The 23,893-nt window shown below is 47.2% G+C and carries 28 protein-coding genes; 27 read left to right on the plus strand and 1 reads right to left on the minus strand.

Annotated features, from left to right (window positions below):
* The 22 genes from aroB (at position 1) to MHI01_RS30625 (ending at position 19,758) form a co-directional block, all read left to right on the plus strand.
* Positions 1-1,095, plus strand: a complete 1,095-nt coding sequence (aroB, locus tag MHI01_RS30520; RefSeq protein WP_036607679.1) for a 3-dehydroquinate synthase — start codon at positions 1-3, stop codon at positions 1,093-1,095.
* Between the two features lie 5 nt (positions 1,096-1,100).
* Complete coding sequence (aroH, locus tag MHI01_RS30525; protein ID WP_036607677.1) at positions 1,101-1,478, plus strand: chorismate mutase; 378 nt, start codon at positions 1,101-1,103, stop codon at positions 1,476-1,478.
* Positions 1,479-1,981: 503 nt separating this feature from the next.
* Entirely contained in the window at positions 1,982-3,550 is a 1,569-nt protein-coding gene (trpE, locus tag MHI01_RS30530) for an anthranilate synthase component I (protein ID WP_036607674.1), read from the plus strand.
* Between the two features lie 68 nt (positions 3,551-3,618).
* A complete protein-coding gene (gene trpD, locus MHI01_RS30535; RefSeq protein ID WP_091034830.1) occupies positions 3,619-4,659 on the plus strand; it encodes an anthranilate phosphoribosyltransferase in 1,041 nt (346 codons plus the stop codon).
* Positions 4,649-5,437, plus strand: coding sequence for an indole-3-glycerol phosphate synthase TrpC (gene trpC / locus MHI01_RS30540; RefSeq protein ID WP_340984786.1), 789 nt, complete (start codon positions 4,649-4,651; stop codon positions 5,435-5,437). Before trpD ends, trpC begins: the two co-directional genes overlap by 11 nt.
* A 35-nt stretch (positions 5,438-5,472) precedes the next feature.
* The gene (locus MHI01_RS30545; protein WP_340984925.1) at positions 5,473-6,174 is read left to right on the plus strand and encodes a phosphoribosylanthranilate isomerase; all 702 of its coding nucleotides are present in this window, start codon (positions 5,473-5,475) and stop codon (positions 6,172-6,174) included.
* Entirely contained in the window at positions 6,171-7,370 is a 1,200-nt protein-coding gene (gene trpB / locus MHI01_RS30550; protein WP_074095639.1) for a tryptophan synthase subunit beta, read from the plus strand. Before MHI01_RS30545 ends, trpB begins: the two co-directional genes overlap by 4 nt.
* Entirely contained in the window at positions 7,367-8,173 is an 807-nt protein-coding gene (gene trpA / locus MHI01_RS30555; protein WP_340029067.1) for a tryptophan synthase subunit alpha, read from the plus strand. Before trpB ends, trpA begins: the two co-directional genes overlap by 4 nt.
* 85 nt (positions 8,174-8,258) lie before the next feature.
* A complete protein-coding gene (gene hisC, locus MHI01_RS30560) occupies positions 8,259-9,359 on the plus strand; it encodes a histidinol-phosphate transaminase (RefSeq protein ID WP_340984787.1) in 1,101 nt (366 codons plus the stop codon).
* Positions 9,360-9,385: 26 nt separating this feature from the next.
* The gene (locus tag MHI01_RS30565; protein WP_340984788.1) at positions 9,386-10,480 is read left to right on the plus strand and encodes a prephenate dehydrogenase; all 1,095 of its coding nucleotides are present in this window, start codon (positions 9,386-9,388) and stop codon (positions 10,478-10,480) included.
* 727 nt (positions 10,481-11,207) lie between these two features.
* Entirely contained in the window at positions 11,208-11,801 is a 594-nt protein-coding gene (locus MHI01_RS30570) for an RNA polymerase sigma factor (protein WP_036607662.1), read from the plus strand.
* The gene (locus tag MHI01_RS30575) at positions 11,798-12,433 is read left to right on the plus strand and encodes an anti-sigma factor family protein (RefSeq protein WP_340984789.1); all 636 of its coding nucleotides are present in this window, start codon (positions 11,798-11,800) and stop codon (positions 12,431-12,433) included. The genes MHI01_RS30570 and MHI01_RS30575 overlap by 4 nt, the downstream gene beginning before the upstream one ends.
* A gap of 43 nt (positions 12,434-12,476) precedes the next feature.
* On the plus strand, positions 12,477-13,076 hold the full coding sequence (locus tag MHI01_RS30580) for a histidine phosphatase family protein (protein ID WP_076328398.1): 600 nt from the start codon (positions 12,477-12,479) through the stop codon (positions 13,074-13,076).
* Positions 13,077-13,310: 234 nt separating this feature from the next.
* On the plus strand, positions 13,311-14,429 hold the full coding sequence (locus tag MHI01_RS30585) for a hypothetical protein (protein ID WP_036607656.1): 1,119 nt from the start codon (positions 13,311-13,313) through the stop codon (positions 14,427-14,429).
* A gap of 44 nt (positions 14,430-14,473) precedes the next feature.
* Complete coding sequence (locus tag MHI01_RS30590; protein WP_036607653.1) at positions 14,474-14,980, plus strand: gamma carbonic anhydrase family protein; 507 nt, start codon at positions 14,474-14,476, stop codon at positions 14,978-14,980.
* Positions 14,981-15,003: 23 nt separating this feature from the next.
* A complete protein-coding gene (locus MHI01_RS30595; protein WP_017687723.1) occupies positions 15,004-15,183 on the plus strand; it encodes an IDEAL domain-containing protein in 180 nt (59 codons plus the stop codon).
* Positions 15,184-15,336: 153 nt separating this feature from the next.
* Complete coding sequence (locus MHI01_RS30600) at positions 15,337-15,759, plus strand: DUF2487 family protein (protein ID WP_282320922.1); 423 nt, start codon at positions 15,337-15,339, stop codon at positions 15,757-15,759.
* A gap of 192 nt (positions 15,760-15,951) precedes the next feature.
* Positions 15,952-16,491 (plus strand): QcrA and Rieske domain-containing protein, encoded by a 540-nt coding sequence (locus MHI01_RS30605; protein ID WP_036607648.1) that lies wholly within the window; start codon positions 15,952-15,954, stop codon positions 16,489-16,491.
* A 15-nt stretch (positions 16,492-16,506) separates the two neighbouring features.
* Positions 16,507-17,178: a menaquinol-cytochrome c reductase cytochrome b subunit gene (gene qcrB / locus MHI01_RS30610; protein ID WP_017687726.1), complete on the plus strand. Its 672-nt coding sequence runs from the start codon at positions 16,507-16,509 to the stop codon at positions 17,176-17,178.
* A 21-nt stretch (positions 17,179-17,199) separates the two neighbouring features.
* Positions 17,200-18,084 (plus strand): menaquinol-cytochrome c reductase cytochrome b/c subunit, encoded by an 885-nt coding sequence (locus tag MHI01_RS30615; RefSeq protein ID WP_340984790.1) that lies wholly within the window; start codon positions 17,200-17,202, stop codon positions 18,082-18,084.
* Positions 18,085-18,195: 111 nt separating this feature from the next.
* Entirely contained in the window at positions 18,196-18,822 is a 627-nt protein-coding gene (locus MHI01_RS30620) for a DUF1405 domain-containing protein (protein WP_091018277.1), read from the plus strand.
* Between the two features lie 66 nt (positions 18,823-18,888).
* On the plus strand, positions 18,889-19,758 hold the full coding sequence (locus MHI01_RS30625) for a sporulation protein YpjB (RefSeq protein WP_282320923.1): 870 nt from the start codon (positions 18,889-18,891) through the stop codon (positions 19,756-19,758).
* A 121-nt stretch (positions 19,759-19,879) separates the two neighbouring features.
* On the opposite strand, the gene MHI01_RS30630 is transcribed toward MHI01_RS30625, so the two are convergent.
* Positions 19,880-20,749, minus strand: a complete 870-nt coding sequence (locus MHI01_RS30630) for a YitT family protein (protein WP_036607636.1) — start codon at positions 20,747-20,749, stop codon at positions 19,880-19,882.
* Positions 20,750-20,920: 171 nt separating this feature from the next.
* Between MHI01_RS30630 and MHI01_RS30635 the strand changes: the two genes are divergently transcribed.
* The 5 genes from MHI01_RS30635 to bshB1 all read left to right on the plus strand — a co-directional run bounded on the left by MHI01_RS30635 (position 20,921) and on the right by bshB1 (position 23,856).
* Positions 20,921-21,250 carry a nucleotide pyrophosphohydrolase gene (locus MHI01_RS30635; protein ID WP_017687732.1) on the plus strand — a complete coding sequence of 110 codons (330 nt, stop codon included), beginning with the start codon at positions 20,921-20,923 and terminating at the stop codon, positions 21,248-21,250.
* Positions 21,251-21,300: 50 nt separating this feature from the next.
* Positions 21,301-21,825 carry a tetratricopeptide repeat protein gene (locus MHI01_RS30640; protein WP_017687733.1) on the plus strand — a complete coding sequence of 175 codons (525 nt, stop codon included), beginning with the start codon at positions 21,301-21,303 and terminating at the stop codon, positions 21,823-21,825.
* 80 nt (positions 21,826-21,905) lie between these two features.
* Complete coding sequence (dapB, locus tag MHI01_RS30645; RefSeq protein ID WP_036607633.1) at positions 21,906-22,709, plus strand: 4-hydroxy-tetrahydrodipicolinate reductase; 804 nt, start codon at positions 21,906-21,908, stop codon at positions 22,707-22,709.
* Between the two features lie 11 nt (positions 22,710-22,720).
* A complete protein-coding gene (gene mgsA, locus MHI01_RS30650) occupies positions 22,721-23,161 on the plus strand; it encodes a methylglyoxal synthase (RefSeq protein ID WP_017687735.1) in 441 nt (146 codons plus the stop codon).
* Positions 23,158-23,856, plus strand: coding sequence for a bacillithiol biosynthesis deacetylase BshB1 (gene bshB1 / locus MHI01_RS30655; protein WP_076317443.1), 699 nt, complete (start codon positions 23,158-23,160; stop codon positions 23,854-23,856). Before mgsA ends, bshB1 begins: the two co-directional genes overlap by 4 nt.
* Positions 23,857-23,893 lie beyond the last annotated feature (37 nt).

A 23,893-nucleotide genomic window follows, 5' to 3' on the forward strand; every position in this document is an offset into this window, starting at 1 on the left:
ATGCGTCAGCTGACGGTACAGTTGGAGGAACGCTCATATCCGATTCTGATTGGCAGCGGTCTATTGGCACAAGCCCCTCAATATTTTGAGCAATATGGGTTGACCAAAAAAAGTCCGTTACTCATCATTACAGATGAAAATGTGGCTCCCAAATACTTGTCAGGTTTGGAGCAAACGCTGCGTACGGCTGGTTATACAGTCGTATCGGCGGTTGTACCCTCTGGTGAAACATCGAAATCCCTTTCGGTGTACCAGGATATGATGACCGTTGCTATTGAAGGCAAACTGGATCGGAGTTCTGCGATTCTGGCCTTAGGTGGTGGTGTCGTAGGTGATCTGGCTGGTTTTGTTGCCGCTACATATATGCGTGGAATCAAGTTTGTTCAAGTACCTACAACGATTTTGGCGCATGACAGCAGTGTAGGCGGCAAGGTGGCTGTCAATCATCCGCTGGCCAAAAATATGATTGGTGCATTCCACCAACCCGAGCTAGTGCTCTATGATGTGGACACACTTCAATCCTTGCCGCCACGAGATGTATCGGCAGGGTTGTCAGAGATGCTGAAGCACGGGCTGATCCGTGATGAGGCTTTTGCACATTGGTGTGAGGAACATGCGGAAGAACTGCTTGCGCTTAATCCGGAAGCACTTGGATACGGCTTGGAACGTGGATGTGGCATTAAGGCGGAGATTGTATCCAGAGACGAACGTGAAAATGGAGAACGTGCGTTGTTGAACCTGGGACATACGATTGGTCATGCCATTGAAGCGATTGCCGGTTATGGAGAATTTCTGCACGGAGAAGCGATCTCGATCGGTATGGCTGGATCAGCATTGCTTGGTGAGAAGCTTGGTGCGCCAGCAGGGCTCTATGAAGATACGGTCCGCATGTTGCGTTCACTTCGCCTTCCAACAACGATGCCTGCGCATCTCGACACGGATGCATTAATGGAAGCGATGATGCATGACAAAAAGTTCCGTGAAGGTCATATGGTGTTTATCATTCCTGATCGGATTGGGGCTGCAAGAATTGTGAAGGACGTACCTGTGTCGGCAGTTCGGGACGTCATTGAAATGCTCAGGAAGGGAGAATAACAGCGATGGTCACACGGGGAATTCGCGGGGCTACAACAGTCACGCAGAACAACGAAGAACAGATTTTGAAGGAAACGGCAGTATTGTTGCAGGAGATCGTGGATCGCAATGAGATCCAACCGGAAGATATCTGCAGTGTGTGGATTACGTTAACTGGGGATCTGGATGCTGCTTTCCCGGCAAAAGCTATTCGCCAACTGGATGGCTGGGAACTCGTACCACTAATGTGTGCACTGGAGGTTCCTGTTAAAGGTGCCTTGGCGCAGTGCATTCGTTTCATGGTGCATGTCAATACAAACAAAGCTCAGAATGAAATCAACCATGTGTATCTGAACGGTGCACAGGCATTACGTCCGGATTTGGCAACACCTTCTGGTTCTTAAGTAGTGGGTTGTCAAACCGATCATAATGATGTATAGTGAGAACCAGTTGAGTAGAGTAGAGATTGAGCTGAGAGCAGCTGAGCTAGTGGAGTATATAGCAGAGTCCAGTGGGTGGTAACCGGGGCAACAGAAACCGGTCAACTGATTCACGGTACGTCGTGCTACGGAATAGGTAACAGGAACAGGGAAAACAAACGTGTCATAGGACATCTTTTGTTTTGATATATTTTGGTACAAACACAATCAATGCACTCTCCTATATTTTACGTAATATTGGAATGAGTAGTTGAAGTGTTATAACTAATTTATTTTCCCGATTTGGATGATGTGAGATGCATCAATTCAGCGACCTGTGAATAATCCGACAGCGAAGTATAGGGACTTGTTATTTATGAAGCATCACCCTGTTAAATACAGCTTATAACCAAACCTCTACCTGATGGTAGAGGTTTTTTTGTACATATAACCTTTTCTTCTACCTAAATCTGAAAGGACGTGATCTGATGATAACGCCAAACGTTAATCAAGTACTGAAAATGTCGAATGAGTATAATCTGATTCCGGTAGTCAAACGGATTCTGGCAGATATGGAGACTCCGATTCGAATATTCCGCCGTTATGCTGACAACGACCGGGCATTCCTGTTGGAAAGTGTAGAGGGCGGTATCCAATGGGCGAGATACTCGTTCATCGGTACAGATCCGTTCCTGATGATTTCGGCCAAGAAGGGCCGGATTGTTGTAGAAGAAGCAGGGAAGACCCGTGAATTGCCAGGTAAACCGATCGAAGAACTGAAAGCACTGCTGCGTAAGTATCGCAGTCCAAAAGATGATGAACTGCCACCATTCACAGGTGGGGCAATTGGTTTCTTCGGATATGATCTGCTGTCCTATTATGAGAAACTTCCAGCTCACGCGCTGGATGACCTGAATATGGATGACATTCGCTTTATGTTCTGTGACCAGATTATCGTGTTTGACCATGTGAAGCAGCAGATGCTGCTCGTTGGTAATGTACACGTTAAGGACGGTGCAACGGATGATGAGATACGCCAAGCGTATGCAGTGACTTCGGAGAAGCTGGAGCAGGCGGCAGAACGTTTGCAACAGCAAGGACCAGGGGAGAACCTGAATCCGCGTTCCATTCCGGGAGACGTGGAACTGGGGGATATTCGCTCCAACCTCACGAAGGAGCAATTTATCGGTAATGTAGAGCAAGCCAAAGATTACATTCGCGCAGGTGATATTTTTCAAGTGGTATTATCCCAGCGTTTCCACATTGATACGGAAGTTTCTCCGCTTCACGTGTATCGTGTGCTTCGGACCCTGAATCCATCACCTTATATGTACTACCTCAAAATGGATGATGAGATTATCGTGGGTACTTCGCCTGAAGCTTTGGTCAAGGTGGATGGAAATCGTGTGGAAACACGACCGATTGCAGGCACACGTCCAAGAGGGGCAACAGAAGCGGAAGATCGTGCACTCGCTGCTGATCTGCTCCAGGATGAGAAGGAACGCGCGGAGCATCTGATGCTGGTTGATCTGGGTCGTAACGATCTGGGCCGGGTATCCAGCTTCGGCAGTGTGAAGTGTGACATGTTCATGGAGATTGAACGGTATTCTCACGTTATGCACATGGTATCCAACGTTACGGGCGAGCTTAGAGAAGACAAGGATTTCTTCGATGCGTTTCTCTCATGCTTGCCAGCGGGTACTGTATCCGGAGCACCGAAACTGCGTGCAATGGAGATTATCGCGGAACTGGAGAAAGAGGCACGGGGTGCTTATGCAGGAGCCATCGGATACCTTGGTTTCTCGGGTAACATGGACTCCTGTATTACGATTCGTACGATTATTTTTAAAAAAGGAAAAGCATATGTACAGGCCGGAGCGGGAATCGTATGGGATTCTGTGCCTGAGAATGAATATGAGGAAACGGTTAACAAAGCTAAAGCATTGCTCAAGGCGATTCGAACAGCAGAAGCAATGTTTCCTGCCAAAGAAAAGGACAGCACGTTGAGACTGGCGAATGCAGACTACTTTGTCACACCAGCGGCCGCTAAGAACTGAGAGAGGAGAGACCGGAGATGAACATAAACCCAATAATGAATGAGAACCCTGTAACCCCTATTGCTGAGATTACTCGTGAGGAAGGCATGAAAAATGGCCTGGCGAAGATTCTAGAGGGCAGCCATCTGGAGCAAGCCGAAGCAAGAGATTTGATGTACTCGATCATGAGAGGTGAGGCAACGCCGGCTCAAATCGGAGGTTTGCTGATGGCGCTACGGATGAAGGGTGAAACGGTAGATGAGATCACCGGTTTTGCTGAAGCCATGCGTGGTCAGGGCGGACGAATTCTAACGGATGGCAGCGGCTTGCTGGACACTTGTGGAACAGGTGGATCGGGTATTCACAAATTCAACATTTCCACAGCATCCGCGATCATTGCTTCGGCCGTCTCGGTTCGGGTCGCCAAACATGGCAACCGTTCAGCTTCAGGCAAAGCGGGTAGTGCAGATGTATTAGAGGCACTCGGTGTAAATATCCATCTGAACGGGGAGCAGGCCAGACAATGTCTGGATGATATCGGAATCTGCTTCTGTTTTGCCCAGGTATATCACCCTTCCATGCGACATGCAGCAGGACCAAGAAAAGAGCTGGGGGTTCGTACCATTTTCAATATGCTCGGACCGTTAACGAATCCTGCGGGAGCAGATCGCCAACTGCTTGGCCTGTATGATCGTTCCCGGACGCCGATGATTGCTGAAGTACTGAATCGTCTTGGTCTCAAAAGAGCGTTGGTTGTGGCCAGCCATGATGGTCTGGATGAAATCAGTATTTCGGCACCAACTCAGGTATCTGAACTTCGCAATGGTGAAGTGCACACCTATGATATTGATCCACGTGATATGGGTTTGTCTCTGCATCCGCTCGAAGCGGTACTTGGAGGAGATGCGGCACAGAATGCCGAAATTATTAAGAGGATCTTCCAGGGTGAGCAGAGTGCCTATCGTGATGTCGTTCTGTTGAACGCCGGAGCGTGCATCTATGTATCCGGTCTTGCAGATAGCATTGCTGAAGGGGTGACACTTGCCGCAGAAGCGGTAGATTCGGGCAAAGCTGCCGGGAAGCTTGAACAGTTAATTCATACAACGGAGGCGTACAGTCATGTATCTTGATCGAATCGTTGCAACCAAACATAAAGAAGTTGAAGTTCTTGCACAGACATTTCGCATGGATGAAGCTATCCAAAAAATCGAACAACTACCCGCAACTCGGGGGTTTGAACAAGCACTATCAAGCGGACGCAATCGCAAACTCGGCCTTATTGCTGAAGTGAAGAAGGCATCGCCGTCCAAAGGGTTGATCCGTCCGGATTTTCATCCGGTAGAGATTGCTGCCGCTTATGAACGAGCAGGTGCAGACTGCATCTCCGTATTAACAGATGTGTCGTATTTTCAAGGGAGCAATGAGTACTTGCAGGCGATTCATCAAGCGGTGAACATTCCGCTATTGCGCAAGGATTTTATTATAGATGAACGACAGATTGCCGAGGCAAGATTGCTGGGTGCGGACGCGGTATTGCTGATTGCCAGTATTCTGACACCTGAACAGATTCGTCAATATCTGGAATTTGCCAAAAGTTTGGGGCTGGATGCCTTGATTGAAGTCCATGATCGAACAGAACTGGAGCAGGTATTGGAGATTCCGCAGGCAACACTTGTGGGCATCAACAATCGTAATTTGAAAACATTCGAAACCAGTCTGAACACGACACTGGATTTGATGGAATTGATTCCAAGTGGCGTTACCTTGATTAGCGAAAGTGGTATTGACGGACCAGAATCAACTGTACCTCTGATCCAGGCCGGTGTTCATGGTATTCTCGTAGGTGAGCATCTCATGCGCAAGGATGATGTCGAGGCGGCTGTATATGATCTGATGGGACCCAAATGATGAATACTTCCTTACACGATGGCACAGGCGACAGTATGTCAGAACTGAGAAACCCGCTGCCAGCGGCCGTAAAAATATGTGGACTTCAGGACGTTGAAGTGCTAAAATCGATGATAAACTTGCCTGTGGATTACATTGGTGTTGTTTTTGCCAAATCACGCCGCCGAATCGAACCCGAGCAGGCTGCTGCATTAAGAACGGTGTTGTTCGAATGGTCTACCTATGATCGGCCGAAGCTTGCGGGTGTATTTGTGAATCCTGCGCTCGAAGAACTGGAACACATTATGGACATTGCTCAGCTGGATGTTATTCAACTGCATGGACAGGAGACTGCGGAATTTTGCCAGCAGGTGAAGCAGCGGTGGAATGCCGCAGTGTTCAAAGTTTTTTCTTTTCCCAAAGATGAAACGGGACCGGAAGCTGATGATGCAGCCATAAGGGCTCTTGATACTTATGATAAATACGTGGATGCGATATTGCTTGATACCCATGATCCTCTATATGGAGGGGGCTCCGGGAAAACGTTTGCCTGGGAGCGAATCCCTGCCTATGCTGAATGGGCGAAAAGTCGCGGAATTGCTCTGTTCGTTGCAGGAGGGTTGCAGCCGGACAATGTACAACAACTAATACAGACATATGCACCTTTCGGCGTCGATGTATCCAGCGGCGTGGAGACTGAAGGTGTGAAGGATATTGCCAAAATTACAGCATTCGTAGAAAGGGTGAAGCAGGCATGACACATCAATTGCCGGATCAACACGGGCGTTTCGGTCACTTCGGAGGCCGCTTTGTACCTGAGACACTAATGAACGCACTCATAGAGTTGGAGGAGGCATATAGCCACTTCTCTAAAGATGAGGAATTTAACAAGGAACTGAACTATCTGCTAAGCGAGTATTCTGGACGTGAAACGCCATTGTACCATGCAGAGCAATTGTCACGCCGATTGGGCGGACCGAAAATTTATCTGAAACGTGAAGATCTCAATCATACAGGCGCGCACAAAATTAATAACGCCATTGGACAAGGTTTGCTTGCCAAACGGATGGGCAAAAAGAAAGTTATTGCCGAAACGGGTGCAGGTCAACATGGCGTTGCGACCGCAACCGTAGCCGCATTGCTTGGACTGGAATGCAAAGTATTTATGGGCGAAGAAGATACAGAGCGTCAGCAGTTAAACGTATTTCGGATGAAGCTGCTCGGAGCAGAAGTAATTCCGGTGACGTCCGGAACACGGACACTGAAGGATGCTGGTAATGAAGCACTTCGCTACTGGGTCAGCAATGTAGAGGATACGTTCTATGTGCTCGGATCAGTGGTTGGTCCTCATCCATATCCGATGATGGTGCGGAATTTCCAACGTGTGATTGGTGATGAGACCCGTCGTCAGATTCAGGAGATCGAAGGGCGTTTGCCGGATGTAATTGTAGCCGCTGTTGGTGGAGGAAGTAATGCGATCGGTATGTTCTATCCATTTATCGGTGATCAGGATGTGAAGCTTGTTGGTGTTGAAGCCGCAGGCAAAGGGGTCGAAACCGAGTATCACGCTGCAACGATGACCAAAGGTACGCATGGTGTATTCCAGGGATCTATGAGTTACCTGTTGCAGGATGAGTATGGACAGGTTCAGCCAGCGCATTCCATCTCGGCCGGACTTGATTATCCGGGTGTTGGTCCGGAGCATTCCTATCTCAAGGATATTGAACGGGCAAAATATGTACCGATCACGGATCAGGAAGCACTGGATGCCCTGCAACTCCTATGTCGGACGGAAGGAATCATTCCTGCTCTGGAGTCTGCACATGCGGTAGCTCAAGTTGTCAAACTGGCGCCTGAACTTACAGCAGATGATATTGTAGTCATTTGTCTGTCGGGACGTGGAGACAAGGATGTTGAATCCATCATGAAATACACGGGAGGTGACTTGGGATGAATCTGATGGACCAGACCTTCCAGCAATTGAAGGAACAGAATCGCACGGCACTTATTCCATTTTTAACCGTGGGAGACCCGGATGTGGATACAACGATTGATATCATCAAGGAGCTTGAACAGGCTGGAGCGGACATTTTGGAACTGGGTGTTCCCTATTCCGATCCGCTTGCAGATGGCCCAGTCATTCAGCGCGCTTCCGAACGTGCGCTGAAAAGCCAGATTACCATTCGTACTGTGATGGAAACCGCTGCAAAAGCTCGTAAGGCAGGTGTGAAACTGCCGTTTGTACTGTTCACCTATTATAATCCGGTATTGCAGACAGGCCTGGATGTATTCTTTGATGAATTGGTCAAACACGATATTAGTGGCATGATCATTCCGGACCTGCCAATTGAGGAAGCGGAAGAGATGCGAGAACGCGCAAATCGTGCTGGTGTGCATCTGGTGCCGCTTGTTGCACCTACATCTAATGCCCGGATTGAGCGGATTGTAACGGGCGCGAGGGGATTTATCTATTGTGTATCATCCCTTGGGGTAACCGGAGAGAGAGCTTCTTTCTTTGATGGCGTAGAGAGCTTTATTGAGACGGTGAAAAGTCTGACAGACCTCCCTGTAGCGGTGGGTTTTGGTATCTCCAGTCATGAGCAGGTGGCACATTTCTCCCGCATCTGCGATGGCGTTGTTGTAGGTAGTGCCATTGTTCGTCAGGTGGAAGATGCGATTCCTCTGCTTGAAAATCCGGATACGCGTGTAGCGGGCCTGTTGCAAATTCGCAACTTTGTGGCACAATTAAAGGGATAGAGAGTCCTGAAAGGACATCTTTTGGACACGTAAGGTGCACGCTGATTCGTGTCTAACATTATTTCAATAACAGGAGGCGGTCGGGTTGAAACCGAAATCCCAGATTGTCAATCTGCCTGTGTACCAGCCGGGCAAACCGATTGAAGAAGTGAAACGTGAACTGGGGCTTGAACAAGTCATCAAGCTGGCCTCCAACGAAAACCCGTACGGCAGTTCTCCTGCCGCCCTGGAAGCCATTACGAGAGAAATGACGAATATAAGCATATACCCAGACGGTAGCTCGGTTGAGCTGACGGGAGTTCTTGCCGAGCATCTTGGGGTTGAACGGAACAACTTAATATTTGGTTGTGGTTCCGATGAGATTATTGCTTTGATCACGAGAGCTTTCTTCTTGCCGGGTGACGAGACCATCATGGCAGATCAGACATTTTCTGTATATAAAAGCAATGCAGATATTGAGGGGGCCGTGTCCATCGAAGTGCCTCTGAAAGATGGCACGCATGATCTGAGCGCGATGCTCGCGCAAATTAACGACAAAACCAAAGCAGTATGGGTGTGTAATCCAAATAATCCGACAGGTACGATTATCTCCGAGCAGGAACTTACAGCCTTTATGGACCGTGTGCCTGCTCATGTGATGGTCATACTGGACGAAGCTTATTATGAATTCGTAACCGATGAAGCATACCCGCAAAGTATACCATTGATCGAACGGTATCCGAACTTGGTCATCCTGCGGACATTCTCCAAAATTTACGGTTTGGCTTCGCTTCGGATCGGATATGGTATTGCACGTCCCGAAGTTATTGATTTGATTAACCGTGTACGTGAACCGTTTAACACTTCCCGTTTTGGACAGGTTGCGGCAAAAGCTGCACTACTGGATCAGGATTTTGTTCAAGAGTGCTCGAAGCGGAATGCAACGGATCGGGATTACCTGCAAAATGAATTTACACGGCTCGGATTGTCGTATTTCCCTTCACAGGGTAATTTTATTATGGTTGACCTGAATATGCCTTCGGCAAATGCGTTCCAATCCTTGCTCAAACAAGGCATTATCGTTCGCTCAGGATTTCACGTATACCCAACTTACATTCGTGTGTCCGTCGGAACATCAGAACAGAACCGTGCATTTGTCACGGCACTGGAGAACACGCTGGCTGAGAAGGCGGTAGCACGCCCTTAATACTGGCGATGAAAGAGTGAGGACCCATGAAACTAAAAATTGCAATGATTGGTGTAGGACTCATCGGCGGTTCACTGGCGCTTTGCTTCAAAGGCAAGCCAGATGTAACCGTGATGGGCTACGCCCACTTGGATGAACTGAAGGACAAGTACATAGCGAGCGGTGTAGTGGATGATGCTACGCTCTCTCTGGAAGAAGCGGTAGAGGATGCCGACTTTATTTTTTTGTGCGTTCCCGTAGGTTTGCTAGAATCCTATTTCGAAAAGCTCTCCAAGCTGCCATTGAAAAAAGGATGTATCATCACGGACGTAGGAAGCACTAAAGCTTCCATTGCCGCTTGTGCCGAGCATGTGCGGTTGACTGACGCTTACTTCATTGGTGGTCATCCTATGGCAGGGTCGGAGCGTGCAGGCGTAGATGCGGCCTCAGCTGTGTTGTTTGAGAATGCATACTATGTCTTAACCCCTTCAGAACATGTACCTGAGGAAGCCTACAGCAGGCTGTCTGAGCTGCTTGCGTATACGCGGGCACAGATCGTGCGTGTGGAGCCTCTGCTGCACGATGACATCGTGGGGGCGATTAGTCATCTGCCACATGTTATTGCTGTTGCACTGGTGAATCAGGTGCGTGAATATAATGAGTCGAATCCACTGTATAAAATGCTGGCTGCAGGTGGTTTCCGGGATATTACCCGGATTGCGTCCAGTGATGCGATTGTGTGGAGAGATATCTTGCTTAGCAACCGTGATGTACTGCTGGGCTTGCTTAAGGACTGGAATAGCCAGATGATGGCCTTTACGGATATGCTGGAGCATAAGAACGGTGAAGGCATAGAGGAGGCATTCCGTCAGGCCCGCGAGTTCCGCAGTATATTACCAGAACGACGCAAAGGCATGATTTCGCCGTTATTTGATCTGTATACTGATGTCCAGGATGCACCGGGTATGATCGGTAAGATCGCAACTGAGCTTGGGGCGAATGATATCAACTTGAGCAACTTGGAGATTATCGAAAACCGGGTGGATGTGCCGGGCATTATGCGTCTGTCTTTCCGTCAGGAAGAAGATATGGAACGAGCCAAGACGTTATTGGATTCCTTAGGCTATCAAGTGTGGATATAAGACGAGAAAGAGGGCGAAAGCCCTCTTTTTTGTAAGGTTATATTGGAGTTGTTATTTGATTTTCAGTCACAGAAAAAAAAGGATGTATTATCCTGATTTACCGAAAGATATAATTAATTCAAACAATTTTACTGAAAGTGTTGACAAAATGAAAACGTATACATATAATAAGGGTACAGTATGGTTTCTCTCCACTCCTATCCAATAACTGTATTGCTCCACGTGAGCAATGGCCGCTTATGTAAGCGGTCTTTTTTTTGTCTTAAAAAGTTATGGGAAAGGCATTGATATGTTAAAAGTTACACTTGAACTTACATCCTCTATTTACATCTCCCTCCTTAATCTGTTAGGATACCTTAGATCCAATAAATATCACATTTTTGTAACCTTTTCGGTATATCGTCCGTCTATATAAGCAAGGGTTACCAAAAAGGCTCAAAATGAAGTCATGAACGTGAAAATGACCGCATATGAATGACAGGTCGGGTTTTGTGGATGCCAATGGATTTGCCAGGATGATGCAGACCGTTGTACAATAAATACTGTTAATGTAGAAACGTTGGGGAAATTGCCATTACATAGGGGAATTTGGCGGGAAGGCCAGTTATGGCGCTGAACGCTTTTTATATGCGGTGAGAACCGCAACTTTTTTGTGCCTGTTCGGTAATACATGGATAGAGTCGAACGGGGAGAAGCACATGGATGGGCGAGGAGGGGTCGCACTCAAATGACGGATTCCCAGTTGATTCGAGAGATCAAGGAAGGTAACCTGGAGTTATATTCCGAGCTGATGAGTCGTTATCAGCGTAAAATACTGGCTTTCGTATATCATATGTTGAAAAGTTCCAATATGGAGCTGCTTGCGGAAGATCTCTGTTCTGAGACTTTCTATAAGGCGTTCCGCAGTCTGCACTCTTTCCGTGAGGTGGATGCCTCATTCTCAACATGGTTATATACCATTGCGAGAAATACGGTACTGAGTGAGCTTCGCAAACAGCGTAGCGGAAATGTCCCACTTGAAGAGAGCGGGATTGTTCCCGTTGCTCCTTCGGAGAATACACCGGAGTATGCTGTACTACGCAGCGAGCGGGTGATGCTGGTTAGGGATGCGATTAACAATTTGCCGGAGAAGCAGCGTTCTGCGATTATACTCCGTGAGTATGATCAACTAGACTACCAAGAGATTGCGAATATTCTTGGGCAGAGCGTCAGTTCTGTGAAATCGCTATTATTCAGAGCAAGATCAAGCGTAAAAACTCAATTGGAACCTTATTTCTTCGAACCGGTGTACGAGCCATATGAAGGGATGAAGAACCGATGAATTGCAATGAAGCCCAGGAACTGTTTGCACTGGTCTGGGACTTGCCGGAAACTCATCCTCAGCGGATTGCATTTCATGCTCATCTCGCTGGTTGTGAAGAGTGCTCCGAGCAGTTTGAGGTCTGGGAAGAAGCTCAGATCTTGCTGCACAGCATTCCGGTTCCAGTGACAGAACAACAAGCAGAGAGAGTGAACCGTAACGTTATGGACCGGATCTACGCGGAGTCTCCATGGTTACTGCCGGAAGAGGTAAAGGTTAATCGTTTCTCTGCTGTGATCCGCAAGCATATGTCTTTGTGGATTGCCGCGTTCCTGGCTATTTTTTTATGCAGCTTTCTGTATATGGCAATGTTTAAGCCAGATGTATCAGAAGCTGAGCAAACCAAAGTTGTTACTACGGGTATCCTGGAGACAGGGGTTGCCGGAAGCGGATCATCGTCCTCTGGAATGTATCAGTACAACATGACTGGAGCGGACAGAGGAAGTATCATAGAACCTTTTGTTGTGAGCATGGGACCTGCATATCCGCAGTATTGGATGGCCCTCTCTTTACTTGCAATAGGAATGGCGTTATTTTCTCTTGGACGTATGCATCGAACAACGAATAAACGCAAACAAGGTGCGAGTGCATAGGTAATAACCTTTCGTTCGCCGTGTGGAGAAATGAGGGATGTAAGTGCGAATCGGGCTTATTCGTCACGGTCTTACAGACTGGAATGCGGCGGGCCGTATACAGGGTCAGACGGATATTCCTCTGAATGGAGAAGGTCGTGAACAGGCAGAGCGCCTGGGAAGACGTCTGCTGACGGAAGAATACCAATGGGACTATATCATCACAAGTGGATTATCGCGGGCACAGGAAACAGGGGAGATTATCTCCAAGCTGTTGAATGTACCTTTGCTCAAGCCAGACGCACGGTTGAAAGAAAGGGCTTTTGGTCAGATTGAAGGTCTGACTTCAGAAGAACGGGTTGCCCGTTGGGGCCAAGCCTGGGAGACATTAGACTTGGGACAGGAGCAGATAGCGGATATCCAGATTCGTGCACTGGCGTTTCTGGAAGATCTATGGTCGGCCTATTCTGACCAAAACGTACTCATTGTCACTCACGGAGCTTTCTTAGCCAACCTTTTAACAGCTTTGTTTAAAGATCGGTATACAGAACGGATTGGAAACCTGTCACTGACGATCCTGGAAAAGGAACGTGATGACTGGAGTCCACTGTTATATAATTGCACACGACATCTGTCTTTGGACACAGCGAAACAACCTGAGTAATCCAACTTGGGTTGTTTTTTTTGCGTTTTATGGGGAAATAAAGACTGTATATGATTTCAAACCTCTCATTTTTCTTCTGATTGACCAACTCGGGGCATAGTATGGTTTAAAACATAAAAGATTTCCAAAAAGAGGTTTAGATTATGGGAATTCCGTCAACGATGTTTACAAAACCAAACTATTTCAGGCTCTGAATCAGTAGTCGAAGTAGTTAACGGGCGAGGCGATGGACCCATGAATCTAGCGGATATGCTTACTTTTGCCGATATTGGCCAGCTTAATCGAATAGCAGACTATTACCAATGTGAATGCAAGCCCAATTCCAAACATGAACTCATCCAGAGTATTCTCACTACATTGGGCAGCAGACCCTTTTTTGAGCAGCAGGTACGTCAACTGAATCAAGCAGATCAGCGCTTTTTGAACAACTTGTTGTTTGATCCTCGCCAGTATTATGGTATGGAAGAACTCATTGCCATAGCCCGTCAATCGATGGACAAAAAGGAGAGTGAGGCTGGCGCGAGTCCACGTGATCTCATCGTTCGCTTCAATAAGAGTGGATGGCTGTTCAATGGGACAACGCAGCAGACCAGGTATTTGTATCAGGTACCCCAGGATCTGAAATTAAGATTCAGGGATGTGTTATCCACACATCTGCGAGCAGGGATTACCAAAACAACGGAGCCACCCATGTATCGGGATGAGTATCATCTCTTAGCGGATGATCTCAAGTTGTTCCTGCAGTTTGTCCAGCAACACGAAATTGCCCTTAACGCTGAAGGCATGATGTACCGTCGCTCTCAACAGCAGATTATGGAGCATCTGCACATTAGTGAGGAATTGGTGGGCAAAGGTGGATGGAGATTCGGATATGGCCGTTCCTTCAAGGATTACCCGGATCGTTTCGCACTTCTGTACGACTATGCATTTCACCATCGGCTGGTTCGTGAGGAGCAAGGCACGCTGAAGTTATCACCAGCTGGAGAAGACAAGCTGGGAGCTGAGAAAACAGCCGAAATGATACAGCTATTTAGGTTTTGGTTAAGATTGTATAAAGGTGCTATTCCCAATCTGTCCTCTATTGTGTATTGGACAGGCGAATGTGCCCAAGAATGGTCAACCGCCGAGTCGCTGTTTCGTCAGATCGGTCCGTTCATTCAGCCGTTTTACTATGATACGGCCGAGGCCATTTATGATAACAGAATTGTTAAAATGATGTTGCATCTTGGCATGGTCCGTATTGGGGAACATGAGGAAGGCAGGACTATACAAATGACAGCCTGGGGCACACGTCTTGCTGCATCCTGTCGCTCCATCTCAGGAGACATTACGCCTATTATGTTTGACAAGTGAAGGACAAGTTGCTAAAATCACTCCCAAATTAAGGAGTGATAATAATCATAATTCCATACAAAGGTCTACAACCTCAGTTACACCCTTCGGTATATATGGCTGAAGGTGCAAAACTGATCGGTGATTTGAGAATGGGAGAAGAGTCTTCCGTCTGGTTCAATGCAGTCCTGCGGGCTGATTTGGCTCCTATTATCATTGGAAAGCGCTGTAATATTCAAGATAACGTTGTCGGGCATGTCAATACTGATCAACCTTTGATTGTGGGAGATGATGTCTCAGTAGGACATACAGCGATCATTCATGGTTGTTGTATTGGAACAGGATCATTAATCGGCATGGGAGCCATTCTGCTGAATGGAGCCGATATTGGCGAATATACGCTGATTGGAGCCGGTTCTGTTGTTACTGAGAATAGTAAAATTCCGCCCTATACTCTTGCTTTGGGGACACCTGCCAAAGTGATACGTGAGCTGACTGATGCCGATCTGGAGCGGATGTCCAGAACTTCACTGGGTTATGTTACCAAAGGAAAAGAATATAGGAGCTCTTAAATCCGTTTTGGAGGTGCATCCTATTGGATAAAATGAAAGTTACGTATGAAGTCATGTTGGGGCTGGCAGCTGAGATGGTTTGGGACGAAGCGCTTCGCAAACAGCGCAGCGAGAAGCTCTATTTGGAAATCGATAAAGCGTTAGCTACCGGAGACGAAGTAGCTTTCCGGAGTCTGACGGATGAACTGAGGACCATAAACTGATTAGCAAAATAGTTCCTTTCTGAGATAAAAGGGAATGCGCAGATGCGTGTTTCCTTTTTTTGATATGTGTAATTCCGAAATGAATGTCTGGATTTATAAGATATAGTCATATATAATATGGGAATAAAATGGATAGAGAGGGGATATAGGGAATTGAAATTCAGTGAGATGACTCAAGACAGCTGGGCTGAACTGCAACTCTATCTGGATACATGCCTTATTCCATACACAGCTCTTAGCGGTGAGCAGTCGCCAGTTGAAGCTACCGAGGCGTTGGAGCGGCTGAGAGATTTTCTGGATCTGGTCGAAATTCCTTTCAAAGGGAGAATCATGACTTATCCAGCCTTTCATTATGCTAATTCGGAATTGTCAATGACATTAAATTCCTTGTCCGAACAGCTTAAATCCTCAGGATTCAAATATGTGGTTATTATGTCATCGGATGGTCATTTGGATGGCATGGAAATTCCAGCTGCTGATCTGGTTTTGAGTCGGTCCGTCTTAACTCATGAGGTCGGAGAAGAAGGGATTGCGAGATTTATAGGGGAAAAGATACGAGAGTTGTGGAAAAAATAGTTTTTAGCGACAAATGTGACAATTTTACAACAATTTTTTAATAACGCTTACAATTGAACCTTAAAAATGTGTGACAAATTCTTGACGGTGTTCTAGGGCTACTATATGATTATGTATGTTCTAGTAAGTCGTGGAATTTATGAAAATGAAAACGTTTGAGAGAGTTGGCTGAAAAAGGGGGTTGGAGACAGTATGAGCAGTGAGCATGACCACGAAGCTTCATTGAAATTGCCAAGCCGCATGGAGATGTCACGCAGGCAGTTTTTGACGTACACGCTTGGTGGAGCTACAGCCTACATGGCCGCCGGTGCAATCCTTCCTATGGTCCGTTTTGCGGTGGACCCGATTTTGCAACATAAGGGAGAAGGCACCTCTGTCAAAGTAGCTGAAATCAGCAAAATTACGAATGAGCCTCAAGAATTCACCTTTGAACTTAAACAACAGGATGGTTGGTATCTGAGTAATGCATCGTTAGTGGCGTGGATTCGCAAAGACGAGCAGGGTAAAATTTATGCACTCTCACCTATATGTAAACATCTGGGATGTACAGTAGGCTGGAATAGTGACAAGCAATACCCTGACGAGTATCATTGCCCCTGCCATGGCGCGCACTATGACAAGGAAGGGAAGAATCTTGCCGTAGCCCCCAAACCGCTGGATGAGTACGTAGTCAAGGAAGAGCAGGGTTGGGTATATCTGGGCGACATTGTTCCGAACACCCGAGTGAATTAGGAGGCGTGAACGCAGATGTTTAAAAATGTCTATGACTGGATTGACGAGCGTCTTGACATCACGCCAATCTGGCGGGACGTTGCGGATCATGAAGTTCCAGAGCATGTAAATCCGGCTCATCACTTTTCCGCATTCGTGTACTGCTTTGGTGGATTGACGTTCTTTATTACTGTTATTCAGATTCTGTCAGGCATGTTCCTGACCATGTATTATGTACCTGATATTATCAATGCCTACGCTAGTGTGGAGTACCTGCAGACCAAAGTAGCCTTCGGCCAAATTGTTCGCGGCATGCACCACTGGGGAGCCAGTCTGGTTATCGTAATGATGTTCTTACATACGATGCGTGTGTTCTTTACAGGCTCTTACAAGGCACCGCGTGAAATGAACTGGGTTGTTGGCATGCTGATCTTTTTCGTCATGTTGGGCCTGGGGCTGACAGGGTACTTGTTGCCATGGGATAACAAAGCCTATTTTGCAACAAAAGTAACACTGGAGATTGCCAATACGGTTCCTTGGCTGGGACCGATTATTAAAGAATTCCTGCAAGGCGGTACGATTGTTGGTGCACAGACACTAACCCGATTCTTTGCCCTGCACGTATTCTTCCTCCCCGCTGTGCTTCTGGTGCTTCTGGTCGGACACTTTATCATGATCCGCAGACAGGGCATTTCGGGACCACTATAAACTGAGAAGGGAGGAATCGCAATGGCTCACGGACATAAGAAGGATGATGAGGAAAAGGTTATCTTTGTCGGTGATTCACGGGTCCGTAAAGGGTCGGGATTTATTACCCCTCCTGATTACACGGCGTATCCCGGCAAATCAGAAGCCTTTATCCCCAACTTCCTGCTGAAAGAATGGATGGTTGGTGTCGTTGTATTGGTGGGGATTCTGGTTCTCACGATCTCAGAACCTGCACCTTTAGGCTATCCGGCCAATCCGAGCGCATCCGTAATTCCTATGCCGGACTGGTACTTCCTTTTTCTGTATCAGTACTTGAAGTATCCATACGCATCGGGCGATTACGTTTTGCTCGGGGTACTGGGGGTCAGCGGAGTCGCTTTTGGAGCTTTGCTGCTGGCACCATTCCTGGATACAGGCAAGGAGCGGCGTTTCTATAAACGCCCAATTGCTTCATCACTGATGATTTTGTCGGTCATTTCTGTATTCTACCTGACAAATGTAGCGTGGACGCACTACGAGCATGAGTTGGAAGCAAGTGGACAGAAGCCTGAACATATTCAACGTGAAGAAGAAGCGCTGGAGAGGCGTGAACAGGGGCTCCCACCCGTTTCCAATGCACCTGGACAGCAAGAAGAAGTTGCGATCGTGGAACAGGATGATCCTGCAATGGAAACGTACAAGAAGGCTGGATGTATTGGCTGCCATGCGGCTGATATGAAGGGCGCAAGTGGACCTTCACTTCGGGGTGTGGGTGACAAGCACAGCCAGGAAGAGATTCTGACCATCATTAAAGATGGTTATAACGAGATGCCTGCGATGTACAATCAAGCGATTGCTCAAGGCGTCACGGATGAAGAGATTACTCATCTGACCGAATGGCTTGCGAAACAGAAAGCAGAACAGTAAAATCGAAATAACCAATGAAACCTGATCGTTTATGCGGTCAGGTTTTTTTGAAGTGTTTTTTTGGACAGCACTGTATCGTGCACAATATTGATGAAGGAAGGGGCAGGGAATGTGGCTTTATCGTATTTCTGGAGTAGAGAATTTCTAACCAATCGTTATTTCCTGTGGCTATTATTTTGGTGTAATGCGGTAGGAACGGTATACGGATACATCTGGTACGGAGAGCAAATGAAATTGACGCTGGCTGAGCAGCCGGTGTGGCAGATCGTATTTGTGCCGGATAGCCCAACAGCGAGTTTGTTTTTTACTTTAGCGTTGTTATGGGTCTTGTACCCACCACGGTCCATCATTATCAAACGGATCGGACATGTGATTCAGGCGCTTGCCGTGGTTACATCTGTGAAATATGGCGTGTGGGCCGTATCCATTATTTTCGCTGGCTGGATGCAAGGCGGTACACAGCACTGGCAAGACTGGATGTTGATTGCTTCGCATAGTGCGATGGCCATTGAAGCTCTTATTTATGTACGCTTTTTCGGCTTCCGCTGGGCTTCCCTTGTCGTTGCAGGTCTTTGGACGCTGTTGAACGATACGATGGATTATACATATGATATTTACCCTTGGTTACCCGCTTCCCTCTATGATCATGTAGATGGTGTGCGTAATTTCACATTCGGACTAACACTGGTAAGCATTCTGTGCGCGTGGCTGGCCTTAAGACAGGCGAAACGAACCTGATATCCGATCTTGAGCTTGTTCTAATGAACTGTCCCCCGCCATACATTGGTGGTGGGAGGGATGTCCATGAAGAGAACGTTTGGGATCAAAACTGGCTTATTGGTGGTATCGTTTATAGCTATAATGCTGTGGACGAACTTAGCATATCGTGTATCCGCGCAAAGTGAAGCATTGAATTCGAATTCAGATCAGCAAGTGTCCACAAGCAATTCAATTGCACAACTGAACGAGGAAGCAGCCATATTGTATCGGCAGGCGCTCGAGAATAATATTGAAGAAGTGCGAGGAAGCATTCTGCGTATCAGTAAAAGTCTGGAGCATATCTCCTTTGAGGGACAAACAACAGTCGAGGGCATACACGCCTTGTCCGAAACCATAGTTGAAGTGAAACAAGCCGTTGTGAAGGTGAAAAATGACGATGCTTCTCTTCAGCAGTCCTCAGCCAAACTCAGACTTGCAGCAGATAGTCTCGCGAATCCAACCAAGCCTTTATGGCTTCAGTATTATAAAATCGTGAAAAACGATCTGGACGCTTTATCCGCTGCTACAAATCAAGGGCAAACTGCGGCCGTACTGGCAAACCGCTATACCGTTCTGGAGGAGCATTATGAGACGATTCGTCCTGCCGCACTGATTCGCCGTGAACCGTATGAAATTGCTCAGATGGACGCTTGGTTATCTCATACCAAAGGGCTTACCAATGCAAAGCAGCCAGATCTGGCTCAGTTAAAGAGCATGGTGGGCCATGGTGAGGAACTGGTGAACCAGTTATTTGGTCGGGAGAAGGATGAGAGTGCTTTCGTACCATTTGTACAGGGCCCTGATCGCAGGGCGGCCGGGTTGCTCATCAGTTCGGTCATTGTGGCAACGCTTAGTTACGCCGGATATCGTAAATATCGTGCGCAGCAGCAGGGGATTTTTCCTTTTCGGCGTTAATAGAACATGAACTTGATCCTGGTCTATAAGTGGTATATAAAAAAAGACCTCTTTCCGCATGAATAGCCACGCTAACGGCTCTTCATGTAAAAAGAGGTTTTCTTGTAGTTTCTGTGATATATCAGCTTTCTTTGAAACCTTCGCCATGTACATCGTGAACATCGCTGATGATGACAAAAGCTCTCGGGTCAATGGAACGTACAATGGTCTGCAGTCGCCTGAACTCTTGCCTGGAGATCACGCAGTAGGCCATGTGTTTGGCCTGTTTAGAGTACGCGCCAATGGCTGGAATGAGGGTGACACCACGATCCATATCCCGTGTGATCTGGTCCGCAATCTCGGGTGCATGGTCACTAATGATCATAAATGCCCGGGCAGAATATGCACCTTCCTGAATAAAGTCGATGACTTTGGAGGCGATGAATACAGCTACAAGCGTGTACAGAATTTTTTCTTTGGGGATGTAGATGAGAGAGAGCCCGATAATGACAAAGTCGATGCCCAGTAATACTCGGCCCATGCTCCATCCATACTTGCGGTTCAGAATACGGGCAATGATGTCTGAACCGCCCGTCGTTCCGCCCCAACGGAATACAATGCCAAGGCCGGCTCCAAGGGTGACACCTGCATATAGGGCTGCGAGCAGGAGGTCATTCTCGGTATGTAATGGTTCAATCCAGCCCAGATGAATCAACTTCTCAAACAACCATAGAAAAACGGTCAGTGCCCCGATTCCGATACCCGTATAGATCATCTGTCTGCCGCCCAAAATTTTGAGCCCAATCAGAAAGAGGGGAACATTCAGAATCAAGGTTGTAAGTGAAGGTGAGATGCCAAAAGCGTAATTGATCAGCACCGTAACCCCGGTGAGGCCACCTTCCATAAGCTGGTTGGGGATAATGAAATAGAGGAGCCCAAAGGCATATAAGGCTGTACCCAGTACGATGGGAAGAACCAGTTTAACTTGTATCCAGGTTTTGGCAGTGCTCATAAGATCCCTCGCTGTAGATAAATTAGAATGAAGAAGCAATCATTCCCATCTAGTATACCTGTTTATTGATTCTTTAAAAATGATTTGTCGCTGATGATGGTGGAAGTGAATCTAAATAACTGATATTATTAGGAACAAATACGACATCATTTCAAAGGAGAATCCGTTCTCATGGAGAAAAGCATCGCAGAAATGCAGCGTGAGGTTGATCAGTATATCTCCCAGTTCAAGGAGGGGTACTTCAGTCCTCTGGCCATGTTGGCCCGGATGTCTGAAGAGGTTGGGGAGCTCGCCAGGGAAGTGAATCATGAATTCGGCGAGAAGCCGAAGAAATCTTCCGAAGCAGCCAATTCCATTGAACTTGAGCTTGGAGATATTTTATTTATCACGATTTGTTTTGCGAACTCACTGGGAATTGATCTGGCTGAGGCGCACGATAAAGTCATGCATAAATTTAACACCCGCGATGCCAATCGGTGGACTCCCAAAAACACCGATTAGGCGTAGATTACATATGCTGTACCATCACCCGATCGGGGAGGGTCAGCTTAATGATGAAACCGGAAGAATATATGCAGCAGGCTTACCGCTGTATATTGCAAAATGATTTTGAGCAGGCGATTCGTTGGTTCGAGTCAGCCATTCACGCTCATCCAAAACATGCGGAGTTATATTATCGCTGTTCCATTACACACGCCCGCAGCAAACATCTGGTTCCAGCGCTTGAATATGCGCGCAAGTCGGTTGAATTGTCGCCAGGAACAGAAGAGTATATTTTGCATCTGCAGACGTTGGAAGCAAAACAATTGACCTCCAGAGCGAAGTTGCTGTTGGAGCAGGCGGGTATTGCAACACAGGAGCGCTATGTGGAAGCGTCTACGCTTCTGCAAGAAGCGGTCAAACTTGATCCGCTCTCAGTGGAAGCTCATGTTATGCTTGCGCTGGCTTACAGTGATTTGAATGAATTTGACTATGCAATTCAGGCGCTACGTGAGGCGATTTTGCTGGATCCGCAGAATGGGCAACTGCATCAGATGTTACAGGAAATCAAGCAACGTATGAAATCCATTCAATAAGAATTCATTTTGCAAAGATTTCTTTCGAGTTGAAATGGATTCTACGATATGATCCAACATAGTGAGGAGATGCAGTCAATATGAGTGAAGTAATCAGAGTTGCCGTGATCGGAGCGGCTGGCCGTATGGGCCGTGAAGTTGTGAAATTGGTACTTCAGGACCCGGAATTGGAGCTTGCAGCGGCTGTCAACCGCTCCGGAGCAGGCACGGATGCAGGAACCCTTGTTGGTTTGCCAGAGTGTGGGGTGCTGGTGACTGATGATATCGAAATGGCTTTTGCCGAAACAAAACCTCAGGTTATGGTTGATTTTACAGTACCACAATTTGCGTTTGCACATACTGAGATCGCGATCCGTCATGGAGTCAGACCTGTCATGGGTGTTACTGGCTTCACGCCGGAGCAGATCGAACAGTTGGACAAGCAGTGCCAGGACAAAGGAATTGGAGGGCTTATTGCCCCTAACTTCTCGATTGGTGCCATTTTGATGATGCGATTCGCAGCACAGGCTGCCAAACATATGCCAAATGTGGAGATCATCGAATATCACGGAGATCAGAAGCTGGATGCTCCTTCAGGAACTGCGATCAAAACAGCGGAACTGATTGCTGCCAATCGGGAAGAACTTCGTCAAGGTAATCCGAATGAAGAAGAAACGATTGAAGGATCACGAGGCGGGTATTACAATGGTTTCCGAATTCACAGTGTACGATTGCCTGGTGTATTCGCGCAGCAGGAAGTTGTTTTCGGAGACTATGGACAGTCACTAAAAATTCGGCATGACTCCTACGAGCGCGCAGGTTATATGCCTGGTGTTAAGATTGGTGTGCAAAAGGTTATGGAGTATACAGGTATGATCTACGGATTTGACCACTTTATCGACTAAAGGAGATTGTCATGTTGAAAATAGCATTTATCGCCCATGATCGTAAAAAAGAAGAGATGGTTAACTTCGTGACGGCATATGAGCCTGTTTTTACGGACCATCAATTATATTCTACAGGAACAACAGGCCTTCGTATTATGGAAGGAACGTCTCTGAAGATTCACCGATTCGAATCAGGCCCATTGGGCGGAGATCAGCAGATTGGAGCTTTGGTTGCGCAAAATGAGATGGATCTGATTATTTTCTTGCGAGATCCATTGATGGCACAACCTCACGAGCCGGATATTAATGCGTTGCTGCGTCTTTGTGATGTGCAGGGTATTCCACTTGCCACAAATATTGCAACTGCTGAGATTCTGGTCAAGGCTCTGGATCGTGGCGATTTTGCCTGGAGAGAGCTGGTACATAAATACAAGCCGGAGGCTGGATTGAATTCGGGTGATTCCGAATGAGTCTGGATATTCTCATCTTTGGAGCACATGCAGACGATGCGGAGATTGGTATGGGTGGAACGATTGCCAAACATACCGCTGCCGGCTTGAAAGTAGGCGTGTGTGATCTGACTCGTGCTGAGATGTCTTCCAACGGAACAGTAGAGCGCAGAACCGAGGAAGCGGAGCAAGCCTCCCGCGTCCTCGGTCTTTCGTGTCGAACGAATCTGGGGCTTCCTGATCGTGGCTTATATCTTACGCCTGAACATGTACAGGCGGTGACGGCTGAGATACGGCGTCATGCCCCTCGGATGGTGTTTGCTCCGTATTGGGAAGATCGTCATCCGGATCATGTCAATTGCAGTAAGCTTGTGCAGGAGGCTGTATTTAACGCTAAGCTTCGCAACTATATGCCGGACATGCCTGCCTTGCAGGTGAAGGAACTTTATTTTTACTTTATTAATGACATCGGGCCTACGGATTTGATTGTCGATATTACGGAACACTATGAGCAAAAAGAAGCATCACTGCTCTCTTATCGTTCCCAATTCGAACTGAGAGACGGAGCGGTCTCGACGCCATTGAATCAAGGGTATATTGAACGTGTAAGAGCCCGCGATTCCTTGCTCGGACAACGCAGTCTCATCCCGTTTGCAGAAGGTTTTGCTACAATTACACCTTACGTGGTTCATCAATTTGGCCCGGGTGCCCAATAAGCGATTTCACATTTTACGTTTAATGAAACGAAGGGTT

This window comes from Paenibacillus sp. FSL M7-0656 (genome assembly GCF_038003225.1).
GTDB classification, from domain to species: Bacteria; Bacillota; Bacilli; order Paenibacillales; family Paenibacillaceae; genus Paenibacillus; species Paenibacillus amylolyticus.